The organism is Bacillus sp. RAR_M1_44, from assembly GCF_020165935.1.
GTDB classification, from domain to species: domain Bacteria; phylum Bacillota; class Bacilli; order Bacillales; family Bacillaceae; genus Bacillus; species Bacillus altitudinis.
Genome location: NZ_JAIUKX010000002.1, coordinates 93,890 through 104,891 on the forward strand (window position 1 = coordinate 93,890; position 11,002 = coordinate 104,891).

The 11,002-nt window shown below is 42.2% G+C and carries 10 protein-coding genes; 2 read left to right on the forward strand and 8 right to left on the reverse strand.

Going from position 1 to position 11,002, the window contains the following annotated elements; translation table 11 throughout:
• Positions 1–2: 2 nt before the first annotated feature.
• From LCD34_RS14005 to LCD34_RS14025, 5 genes are read right to left on the reverse strand one after another with little or no spacing between them, the layout of a single operon-like run.
• Entirely contained in the window at positions 3–1,352 is a 1,350-nt protein-coding gene (locus LCD34_RS14005) for a lysine N(6)-hydroxylase/L-ornithine N(5)-oxygenase family protein (protein ID WP_017366992.1), read from the reverse strand.
• Positions 1,327–1,881 (reverse strand): GNAT family N-acetyltransferase, encoded by a 555-nt coding sequence (locus tag LCD34_RS14010; RefSeq protein WP_035392465.1) that lies wholly within the window; start codon positions 1,879–1,881, stop codon positions 1,327–1,329. The genes LCD34_RS14005 and LCD34_RS14010 overlap by 26 nt, the downstream gene beginning before the upstream one ends.
• A complete protein-coding gene (locus tag LCD34_RS14015) occupies positions 1,878–3,659 on the reverse strand; it encodes an IucA/IucC family protein (protein WP_224559547.1) in 1,782 nt (593 codons plus the stop codon). Before LCD34_RS14015 ends, LCD34_RS14010 begins: the two co-directional genes overlap by 4 nt.
• Positions 3,656–5,152, reverse strand: a complete 1,497-nt coding sequence (locus LCD34_RS14020) for a pyridoxal phosphate-dependent decarboxylase family protein (RefSeq protein ID WP_224559549.1) — start codon at positions 5,150–5,152, stop codon at positions 3,656–3,658. The genes LCD34_RS14015 and LCD34_RS14020 overlap by 4 nt, the downstream gene beginning before the upstream one ends.
• Entirely contained in the window at positions 5,139–6,485 is a 1,347-nt protein-coding gene (locus LCD34_RS14025; protein WP_035392469.1) for an aspartate aminotransferase family protein, read from the reverse strand. The genes LCD34_RS14020 and LCD34_RS14025 overlap by 14 nt, the downstream gene beginning before the upstream one ends.
• Before the next feature lie 386 nt (positions 6,486–6,871).
• On the opposite strand from LCD34_RS14025, the gene LCD34_RS14030 reads away from it, so the two are divergent.
• Positions 6,872–7,420: a serine O-acetyltransferase gene (locus LCD34_RS14030; protein WP_025207122.1), complete on the forward strand. Its 549-nt coding sequence runs from the start codon at positions 6,872–6,874 to the stop codon at positions 7,418–7,420.
• A gap of 155 nt (positions 7,421–7,575) precedes the next feature.
• On the opposite strand, the gene LCD34_RS14035 is transcribed toward LCD34_RS14030, so the two are convergent.
• The 3 genes from LCD34_RS14035 to LCD34_RS14045 form a co-directional block, all read right to left on the reverse strand.
• The gene (locus tag LCD34_RS14035) at positions 7,576–7,851 is read right to left on the reverse strand and encodes a hypothetical protein (protein ID WP_035392471.1); all 276 of its coding nucleotides are present in this window, start codon (positions 7,849–7,851) and stop codon (positions 7,576–7,578) included.
• Between the two features lie 63 nt (positions 7,852–7,914).
• On the reverse strand, positions 7,915–8,475 hold the full coding sequence (locus LCD34_RS14040; RefSeq protein WP_017360203.1) for a GNAT family N-acetyltransferase: 561 nt from the start codon (positions 8,473–8,475) through the stop codon (positions 7,915–7,917).
• Positions 8,476–8,489: 14 nt separating this feature from the next.
• Complete coding sequence (locus tag LCD34_RS14045) at positions 8,490–9,356, reverse strand: AraC family transcriptional regulator (RefSeq protein WP_224559738.1); 867 nt, start codon at positions 9,354–9,356, stop codon at positions 8,490–8,492.
• Between the two features lie 113 nt (positions 9,357–9,469).
• Between LCD34_RS14045 and LCD34_RS14050 the strand changes: the two genes are divergently transcribed.
• Positions 9,470–10,846: an MATE family efflux transporter gene (locus LCD34_RS14050; protein WP_224559551.1), complete on the forward strand. Its 1,377-nt coding sequence runs from the start codon at positions 9,470–9,472 to the stop codon at positions 10,844–10,846.
• The last annotated feature ends 156 nt before the right edge of the window (positions 10,847–11,002 follow it).

An 11,002-nucleotide genomic window follows, 5' to 3' on the forward strand; every position in this document is an offset into this window, starting at 1 on the left:
CCTTACCCTTTGATTTCTTCAAATGTATTTGCGTGTTTATGTGTACCGAATGTCTGGAAAACATGCTTTTGATAAAGTGGATACACAGGTCGACGAGCCAGTTCATTGATAATGACACTGTTTCGGTACGCCCCTAGCCCTAAATCTGGTGCGCCTACTCCATGTGTATGAAGCTCTGCATTTTGTACAAAAATATCATTTTCACCTAATGTATTTGTTTTCAATCGATATTCACGTTCAACCTGGAAGCGTCCTTGATGATCCCACTGAATATGATGGGAAATCGGATCAATAAATGGCGGTAATACAGATTGATAGCCCGTTGCCAAGACGACAATGTCTGTCTCATGCGTAAAGGATTCCTCTTTGACCCATTGATTGCATGAAAGCGATAAGCCGTCCCTCGTTTCCTCAATCAAATTGACCTCCGTCATCGCCTGCAGCACGGTGTTCAGCTGCTCTCCGCAAGCAGAACGTTCATAAAGCAAGTGATAAATATCTCGGATCATCGCTGAGCTGATGCCTTTATACAGCAAATCTTGCTGCTTTAATAGCGCATCTTTTTTAGGTTGCGGAAGCTCATAAAAGAAATCAATATAGTCTGGAGAGAAATACTCAAGACCCAAATTTGAATATTCCATTGGGAAAAACCCTTTAGAGCGTGTAAACCAATGAATATCCTTCGCCTCATCGTCTGATAAAATGTCATAGAATACTTCTGCCGCACTTTGACCAGAACCGATGACCGTCACGGATTTTCCTTTAAAACAGCCTTCTTTCTTTCGTTTCAAGTAATCAGCAGAATGAAACACCCGATCCCCTAAAGCTGGCTGAAGAGGTGCTGGTACCGCAGGCTGTGTGCCGATACCTAAAACAAGATGCTTACTTTCAAACACCTCTACCGTTTGATCTTTCACATGACGGACATGCACTTCATATCGTTTTTCTCCAGCTTTTTCAACGATGGAGACAGATTCGACATTCATGCCAAATCGGCAAGAATCTAATTGATCCGCGACCCAGCGGCAATAATGACTATATTCCTTGCGCGGGATATGGAAGTCTTCTAGAAAGTAAAATGAATACAAACGGTTTTGTTCCTGCAAATAGTTGAGAAAGCTATATTTGCTTTTCACATCCGCCATACTGACAAGATCCGCTAAAAAGGGGACTTGAAGTGTAGTCCCTTCAATGAGCATACCTGGATGCCAGTGGAACGCTTCACTTCTTTCAAAAAACAAAGCGTCAATTTCGTCTACTTCTTCAGATAATGCAGCAAGCCCTAGGTTAAATGGCCCAATGCCAATCCCAATGACATCCACTACATTATTTTGCTTGTTGAACCGCGTCATGGTTATACTTCCTTTCAAATGGATCTCGATGACAAAACATCAAAAGACCTGTTTTATCTGGTAAAGTGACTGGTTTCACACGTTCGAATCCACACTTTTCAAAGACATGAATCATTTTTTCGTTCCGAATATCTGGCTCAGCCACGATTTTTTCTGTTCGTTTGTTCTGCTCAAACTGAAATGCTGTCATGGCTTGAAGCAGCGGAGCCGCAAATCCTTTCCCTACATAATCTGGCTCTCCAATTAACAGGTGAATGCCTTGATCATGCGGAGAAGGCTCATAGTACGATTCAATGATATCCCCTTTCACATTGTATGCTTCAAAATAGCTCATCGGCGTGCCATCAATGGTTCCTAAATAAAGGGTTTGATGCGGATCATGAATGGCCTGATAAAAGTGCTTTTCAAAAGCAGGAAATGGAATATTCAAATGCCAAAATGGGTGGACATACTCTTCTTGCATCCACTTGTGGACAAGCTGGACGTCCCGTTCATATTCAGCGCGAATGAACCCAATTCGATGCCTCATCCAATCAGCGCCTCCTTATGTAAAAAGAGCGGATTCAACACAGACGTGTACCTGGATTGCGTTTCTAAAGAACCCGTCAGCTCATCCATATCTTCAAACCGCGTGAGTAAGTTCGCTTTTGAAGGCAGCTCCTGTGACCGGAGAAGACTGTTCGTCAGCTCAGATGCACCATATGTCTCTTCATGCGCAAGCAGTGTGTCTCTAATCAGGGCTAATAAATCTTCTTCTTTTGCAAGCCCCTCTGTACCAAAACCATTCACAAGACCAAACAAATGATTAAAGAAGAAATAGTAACGCAGTCTCTCAACCGCTACATCGTCTGCACAAATGGTTTCACTTCTGACGCTTAAGTTTTGAACAAGCTTCGCAAGCTGATCCTTTTTCGATTCGCTATAATAGTAGCCTTGATTGTCACGATAATAGAATGTGTGCGGATATCCATTCTTTAGCTGTACGACAGCATTTTGCTGATGGGCTTCAAGGGCAAGACCATACGTTTCAAACAGCCAAAGCATCGGCTCTAACGAAATCGATAAATATTGTGTGAACCAATCACGGCTGACATCTTCTGTTGATCTGCCTTCAGCGTCTGCTAATTCATGGATAATGCCTGAAAGCCTTGATTTTCCTCCGTATGCATGATCCTGACATAGCCCTGCAATTAAGCTTGCCCCTTTTTCATGATGCAAAAATGGATTTTGACGAATGACGACTTCAAAGCCAGATTCCGCCTCATCCCCTTGAATAGATAGATACGCAGGATCTTCAATCACACGGAATCCAGAGAATTTGTCATATAATGAAACGCCTAATTCTGTTTTTAAGATACGAGACATCTCAACTCCGCGATCAAGTTCCTTTTGTTTGTTAACGCGTAAAGAGTTTGTGATCTTTACAGGGACAGAGAATTTGAGCATGTACGCAGAGTCTTTTTGATAGACCGTTCTAAAGGAAGATGTCGCTGTGTATTCAGACCCTAGTGGCCCTAAATACGTCAGCATCCCGTCCTCTATATAACGCTTGACGAACGCTTTCTCCATGACCACTTGGACTTGTAGCGGATGAATCGGAATCAGGACATATTCACCGCCTTCTGTTAACGTCGTCAGTCTCTCTTTTTCTTCCGGCATCTGGCGCATGAGCTCCTCAAACATGAGACTTGCCGCAGATTCTGAAAGAGAAGAATCCTGAAGCACAATTGACGGATGCGCTTTAAAGTAATGAAGCTGGAAAGAGCCTTTCAGCTCAGGAGAATAAATCGCTTCCTCCTCTTCTGTCATTCCTTGTCTGCTTTTTGGTGTAGGATGCGTTAAATGCCCAAGAAGAAGTGACTGCTCCGCTTCGATATATTCAAAATCAGCTGAAGAAAGAGCTGCTCGATCACTTTCTCTCTCTCTGATGAATCGTTCAATATTCCGGCAGCTTAAAATGATGCGAAGCATGAACTCATCCTCTGCATCTGTGCGGCCGTATTCAATGAGAAGTTCCTTTGAACATAAAGCAACAAGTGTGGTGTAATCGACGATCGTTCCCTGTTGCTCACTGCCTTGCGGGCGAAAGCGAACGGGAAAATCAAAGAGATGACGGCCTACAGGCGAAAAATATCGAATCGGAATGACAAGCTCAAGATCTTGTTTTGCTAATGCTGCTACAAATACAAGTGAGCCGTCTGCTTTTGTCTCTTTCTTTGCAGATCGATCAATTCCTGTTTCACGTAAAAAACAGTTTAAAAAACTTTGCATCGTTGCATTTTCAGCCATTTGTTTATATTGACTCAACGTAGTACCCTCCCGGATTGAATATGAGCGATCCCGATATCAACAATGTCAGAAAGGATTTCCTCAATATGTGTAATAGTCGTTCTCGGATTTAACAAAGTGAATTTTAAGCAAGTTTGACCATCGGCTACTGTTTTTGCTACGACAGCCGTTCCTGTTTGGAAAAGTGTGCGATGAATGATTTTATTGATGTCCTCTGCTTGATGATCATCTATAAAACGAAACACGACTGCATTGATTTCTGGATCAGGATTGATCACCTCAAGATGATCATTTTTCTCAATCAACGTAGCCACATCTTTCGCAAAATGGATGGTATGGTCAATGATACTTGCAAATCCTTCTTCTCCAATCATACGCAGAGAGAGAAGGAGTTTTAGCGCATCAAACCGGCGCGTCGTCTGAACAGATTTATTCACGAGATGCAGAATGCCTTCCAGTTCATCTTCCTTTGGATTGAGATAATCTGCATGGTAATCAATCAAACCAAAATGTCTTTTATCCTTTAGTAGAAATGCCCCGCAGGAGATCGGCTGATAAAATTGCTTATGAAAGTCGATCGTGATCGAATCAGCAAGCTCGATGCCATCTAATTTTCCTCGGAAGGTTTTGCTTAATACAAGCGCTCCTCCATAGGCAGCATCTGCATGAATCCACAAACCGAAAGGCTTCACCATGTCATATATGTCACGTACAGGATCAATACTGCCAAAATCAGTTGTCCCGCAAGTCGCCACGACTGCAAATGGAAGCAAATCCTGCTCCTTAAGCTCCATAAGCTTCTTCTGCAAATCATGCAGGTCCATTCGGTGATGTTCGTCTGTCTCAACTAACACAACAGCCTGTTCACCTAAACCTAGCTGAGATGCTGATTTTTTTACAGTGAAGTGGGCATTCTTGGAGCAAAGAATCCGCATACGATTTGCCTCGCTCGGCAACCCTTTCTGCTGTACATTCCATTGCCAAGTGTTTTCACAAAATGCATCTCTTGCTAAAAGCAGTCCCATGTAGTTAGATTGGGTTCCACCGCTCGTAAAGGTCCCATCTGCTCGTTCTCCATAAGAAAACTTTTCACATAACCACTTGAGGATTTCCTCCTCAACCAAAGATGCAATGCCGCTTTGATCAAAGGAATCCATTGATTGGTTAAAGGAACTTACGATCACCTCTGCTGCCAGAGCAGGGATAAGAGGTGGGCAATGCAAATGTGCCAGGCATTTAGGATGTGACACATCAACCAAATGCGGTAAAAGGTGATTTTTTATATCTTGAAAAACAGACTCAATGGATTCACCAGCCGGTTGAATCTGGAATAACGATTCGACATGAGTCGCTAATTTCCCAGGCAATATTCCGCTATACGGTCCTCTGCTTGTTTGCCACTCTGCCAGTAAGCTGTCGATGGATGTGTAGAGAGCCGCTTGGAAGGACTCCCTCCCAAGCTGGCTTTGTTGAATAAATAATGAATCGACAGATGGTTTAGTTGACTGCATCGTAAACTGCCTCTTTAAAAATCGTGATGACTTTTTCAAGCTGTTCTTCTGTCATGGTCAAAGGCGGTAAGAATCGAATCACACTTCCAAAACGGCCTCCTGTCTCCACAATTAAGCCTTTATCAAAACAATTCTTTTGAATGAGACTGGCTAGCTCTGGATTTGCTGGATAACTGCCGTCCACATCCTGTTTCTCATCTGGATTCACAACTTCAACACCAATCATTAATCCTCTTCCTCGCACATCACCGAGAGCAGGCACTTGTTTTTGAATGTCTTTTAGATTGGCCTGCATACGCTGACCAAGCGCTTCTACATGATCAAGCAGATTGGTTTCTTTTATATATTTAAGCGTAGCAGTTCCAGCTGCCATCGCCATTTGATTTCCTCTAAACGTGCCAATGTGTGCACCTGGATTCCATTGATCTAAGTCTTTGTCATAAATCACAACGGATAGTGGCAGGCTTCCCCCAATTGCTTTTGATAACACAATGACATCTGGCACAATACCAGCATGTTCAAAGGCAAACATCTTACCAGTTCGGCCGATGCCTGATTGAACCTCATCAATAATAAGTGGAATTCCTTTTTCTTTTGTGATTCGTCTCATTTCTTGTATCCATTCAATTGATGCCGGGATGGAGCCGCCCTCCCCTTGCACCGCTTCAAAGATCATGCCTGCTGGCGGGAGAATTCCACTCTCAGGATCATTTAATACACGCTCAATATAAGAACTGGAAATGCGATGTGAGTCTTTACCGCCGATTCCAAATGGGCAGCGGTATTCATATGGATAAGGCAGGAAGTGAACATCTGGCATTAATCCTTGTACTTTTTCTTTTGGCGATAAGTTGCCGCTTAATGACATCGTGCCATGTGTAGCACCATGATATGCTCCGTGGAATGATAGAATGGAACGATTTCCCGTCGCTGTCTTGACTAATTTAATTGCTGCTTCTATAGCATCACCACCAGTTGGTCCACAAAATTGAATTTTTGCTCTTTTTGCAAACTCTTCTGGCAAGTGAGAAAAAATCTCATTCACAAATTCTTCTTTAATCTCTGAAGTGATGTCCAGCGTATGCAACGGTCTTTTTTCATGAAGCATACGTTCAATAGCATCTATAACAACCGGGTGATTGTGACCAAGGGCAAGTGTTCCTGCACCTGCTAGGCAGTCATAAAATTCTCTACCATCTGCATCTGTCACGATCATACCTTCGGCTTTTTGCATGGCTAATGGGAACCGTCTCGGGTAAGACCTTGCATTAGATTCTCTTTGACTTTGCTGCTCTAAAAATTGCTGATTTTTAGAAACGGTTTTGATGGACATAATAAAACACTCCTCCAATTGATAAAGATTATCATTTTCATTTACTAGCCTAGAGGATGTAAGATACGAAAGTCAATTGTATTCAAAAAGATGATTCTAAAAGCATATGAATGCTATATTCTCTTTTTAACGAGTAATTTCGTGTATTTTTTACAAACATCTACAGCCATAAGGCGATGTAACGTTTGAGTATGAAAAATGTTGAAAAAAATTACAAATCAATTCTCCTGGTTCTTTTGCTCTATGCGTTGTAGCTCCCTTGTTTGATACGGGACGGCCGAATGAAATGAATGTAGTAAAACAAAAAATGAACGTCATTTTATCTTGATATAAATGGTTATAATGGTATAATTTCTCTGAAACGAAAGGGAATCGAGGGAGATCTGATGATTTTAACGAAGCATGACCTTCACCACTACTTGGCACAAGATCAGAAAGCACTTGCCATCAATCGAAAAAGACCAAAGTGGCTTGGGGATGATATTTGGAAATATCAAAGATATTTACGAAAATATGAGTACTATACGAATAGCGGTGCTACGTTACGCAAATGGTTTTATCGTTACTTACATAAAAAGAAAGGCATGCAGCTTGGCTTTGATATCCCAATTGGTGTATTTGGACCTGGGCTCAGAATCAACCATACTGGGCTGTTGATTGTAAACAAACATGCCAAAATCGGCGCGTTTTGTGATATTCATCAAGGTGTGAATATCGGTCAAAACCATCATGAAAAAGATGTGCCCGTCATCGGAGATCATGTATGGATCGGCCCTGGCGCTAAACTGTTTGGAAACATTTATATTGCGAATCATATTTCCATCGGAGCAAATGCTGTAGTGAATCGCTCCTTTCATGAAGAGCAGATTGTCATTGCAGGTGTCCCTGCTCAAAAAATAAAAGAAAAAGCCCTTCTTTATGAAGGACTTACTTGATCAAAACAGTGAGCCACATGAGATAAAATAAGATGGTTAAACATGAGGATCATCCTGCCCGAGCCCACCACCTTTTATCCTTATGATGCTATGGCGCCATCAAACCATCAATCGGTAGCAATTTGAAGTGAAACAAATCACCACACCCGTACTCTCTAATTTGCGTTGGAGTACCCGAAGACTAGCATGAGGAAGTACAAGACAAAGACGAGGATGGCAATCGCATAGATGAAAATGGACACAATCAGTACTGTCCAGCCCAACCCTTTTCTTCCTGTTTGAATGAGATATATTCCAAGTGTAAAGAGCCCAAGTAAAAGGCCTAAGATGGCCCATAACCATTTATTTTTCCCGTGTTTTGGTGCATCAACGAATAGGTAGATTGCGACTAATATGGATACAAACCAACCTGTAATCCATTTCACATTCATCCGCCACCCTTCTTTTTCAATTTATTGAATCTTACTATACTTTTTTCCTAATCTTAAAAATAACTATTCAAATGAATGGTGTGGAAGGCTTTGCCATTCTTCTCTCAGCATGCCATACCGCATCGAATCATAATACTCCCCTTGATAGTAACGAACCTTACGCAGTCTTCCCTCAAGGATAAACCCGCATTTCTCTGCGCAACGCATCATGCGTTCATTTCCAGACCAGGTGGTCAGACCGATGCGTGGGATATCAATGTGTGAAAAGAGTTCATCGATCCATAGACGCAATGCCTTTGTTCCAACGCCTCCATTCCAAAAACGTGAGTCATAAATAAGAATCCCGCACTCCAGCCAGCGTGTGCGTTCATTCTCCCAATAATAAGAAACTGTGCCCTTTAATTCACCTCCTACATCAATGCCAAATAGTTTTGGCAGGACAGATTCATCCTGTAAATAGCGTTTTTTAAATGCAGCAAGCGATATGTCATGTTCAATAAAATACGGTGCATTCCACTTTCGATAGGCCTGGTCTGGTGCTTTAAACCTTAAATGCCATACCACTTCTAAATCGGTTTCGTCTAATGGACGTATGCTCACAATCTCTTCTTTTTTTCCTTTCATCTGTTCACGTTCCTTTACTTTGTCGTTCTTTTAGCAAGATGACGATACTCGATAGGCGTCATGCCTTCATTTTGCCGAAACAGCTTTGAAAAATAAGTAGGGTCATCAATGCCTACATGTTCTGCAATGAGAGCTATTTTTTCATTCGTTGAAGCAAGTAGGCTTTTGGCTTTTTCGATTTTGAGTCGATTGATGTACTGGCTCGGCGTCAGTCCGTACACGGTCTGCATGCACCTTGTCATGTAATCAGGATGATAATGAAGAATCTCTGCCAGCTTCTCCATCTGTAATTTTTGCGTAAAATGACGTTCAAGATAGTAAACCACTTCTGAAGCGACAGTCTCCTTTGCACTTGGAATATGAAATGCTTCTTTTTGTAAATGGATGAGCATTTCCTCAAATTGAAGCTGCTTTTTGAGCTGAAGTTCAGACGCATCATCATTTAAAGCGCGCATCGCTAAAAGATGCTTCTGTAGCACGCTTCCCCCTTTCACTTTTCCTTTTCGGGGCAGACGAAATTCATAGCTTGCTGCTTTTTCAAAAGTGGCTTGATTTTGCTTCATGTCAAACCAGTGTTCTCTCGGCCGATCTGTAAACTCAAATGAATCAATTGAAAAATGCAGCCACTCATAAAGTGTTTCTTCTTTGCATGGCAGATGTCCACCATGGGCAAGTCCCGGTGATAAGATGATATATTCTCCCTCTTTTACGTGATGAGGCACCTCGTCTTCTGTGATCCACAGTTCACCTTTCGTGACATAAAGAAGATCAAATACGGTGAAAATTCTGGAGATATGTCGTTCTCCTGGATGGAATACACCTTTGCCTGAAGCAATATAGACTGGAAATGGCGGTACAGTAAATGTAATAAACGGACCCATATTCATCCCCTTATGAAGTCGGATTTCTCCAATAAGTTTCGGTTTCATCTCTTCTTATTATAGTCGATGCAAGGTACACTATAAATCGGATTTATACGAAAGAAGGCGATGTGATGAAACCACAAGCACTGACAATACAAAAGGTTCAAGCCAAAAGTGAAAAATCCCACCCTTCATTATTTGCATTAACTTGGCCTATTTTTATCGAAATCTCTTTATATATGCTGATGGGGAGCGCAGATACACTGATGCTCAGCCAGTATTCTGACAATAGTGTTGCCGCAGTAGGGGTAAGCAATCAGCTATTAAATCTATTGATTGTGATGTTCAGCTTCATTACGACTGGGACGACGATTGTCATTGCGCAGCTTTTAGGAGCGAGCCGCAAGCAGGAAGCGACCCAAGTTGCCTATGTATCACTAGGCACCAACTTCCTCATTAGCTTTGTGATCAGTCTTCTTATGTTTGTGTTAGCTGTGCCCATCCTGCATATCATGGGATTATCAAGCGAGCTCATGCCAGATGCAACCGTCTTTTTACAGATTGTCGGCCTGCTGTCTTTTATACAGGCGCTCATTATGACCTATAGTGCTATTTTAAAAAGCTATGGATTCACGAGAGATACGATGTATGTCACCATCGGTATGAATCTGTTAAACGTTGCTGGTAATTATTTGGTCATCTTTGGACCATTTGGCTTCCCTGTATTAGGTGTCATGGGTGTTGCTCTTTCCACATCATTTGCACGGTTGATCGGTCTAACAGCCATGATCCTCATTGTTCGACACCGCATTGGATTGCGGTTTTCATTCAAGCGAATGTTTTACATCCAGCGAACGCATTTAAAAAAACTGCTAAAAATCGGCATTCCTTCTGCTGGAGAACAGCTTTCTTATAATGGCTCTCAAATGATTATTACGCTGTTTATCACATTTATGGGAACGCAAGCACTGGCAGCAAAAGTCTATACCCAGAATTTGATGATGTTCATTATGTTATTTGGTGCCGCCATTAGCCAAGGAACGCAAATCTTAATTGGGCGCCTGATCGGGGCGAAAGAATTTGATGCGGCCTATCGAAGATGCATGAAAAGCTTATACTGGGCCATTGCCATCTCGCTTCTTTCTTCGACTGCTTTATCTTTATCATCGACGCATTTACTTACTTTTTTCACTAGCAACAGTGAGATCATTCAAACCGCGAGCCTCCTCCTCATATTGACGATTGTTTTAGAGCCTGGACGTTCTTTTAATATGGTCATCATCAACTCCTTGCGGGCAGCTGGTGACGCGAAGTTTCCAGTCTATATGGCGATGATTTCAATGTGGGGCATCGGCCTTCCGATCGCTTATTTATTAGGCATTCAACTTGAGATGGGCCTTATCGGGGTTTGGATTTCTTTTATCGTGGATGAATGGGTAAGAGGTATCTTCATGTATAGGCGGTGGCGTTCAAGGGTGTGGACGGAGTACCGGTTTACTTCCACATAAAAAGGACTGCGGGTGCAGTCCTTTCAGATTGTTGACAAAGGGCTAAAATGAACTTTATTTTAGCCCTTTGTCTTCTTTTCAGCGTGATAGAAAACCTTTGCAGCCCTAGGAAGGACGAGCATCGGCGCGGAGCGAATTTAACATTCGTGAGCACCG

What these genes read in the sequence shown, in the direction of transcription:
- LCD34_RS14005 (WP_017366992.1), bottom strand. Translation starts at nt 1,352, where the DNA reads ATGACGCGGTTCAACAAGCAAAATAATGTAGTGGATGTCATTGGGATT.
- LCD34_RS14010 (WP_035392465.1), bottom strand. Translation starts at nt 1,881, where the DNA reads ATGAGGCATCGAATTGGGTTCATTCGCGCTGAATATGAACGGGACGTC.
- LCD34_RS14020 (WP_224559549.1), bottom strand. Translation starts at nt 5,152, where the DNA reads ATGCAGTCAACTAAACCATCTGTCGATTCATTATTTATTCAACAAAGC.
- LCD34_RS14025 (WP_035392469.1), bottom strand. Translation starts at nt 6,485, where the DNA reads ATGTCCATCAAAACCGTTTCTAAAAATCAGCAATTTTTAGAGCAGCAA.
- LCD34_RS14030 (WP_025207122.1), top strand. Translation starts at nt 6,872, where the DNA reads ATGATTTTAACGAAGCATGACCTTCACCACTACTTGGCACAAGATCAG.
- LCD34_RS14035 (WP_035392471.1), bottom strand. Translation starts at nt 7,851, where the DNA reads ATGAATGTGAAATGGATTACAGGTTGGTTTGTATCCATATTAGTCGCA.
- LCD34_RS14040 (WP_017360203.1), bottom strand. Translation starts at nt 8,475, where the DNA reads ATGAAAGGAAAAAAAGAAGAGATTGTGAGCATACGTCCATTAGACGAA.
- LCD34_RS14045 (WP_224559738.1), bottom strand. Translation starts at nt 9,356, where the DNA reads ATGGGTCCGTTTATTACATTTACTGTACCGCCATTTCCAGTCTATATT.
- LCD34_RS14050 (WP_224559551.1), top strand. Translation starts at nt 9,470, where the DNA reads ATGAAACCACAAGCACTGACAATACAAAAGGTTCAAGCCAAAAGTGAA.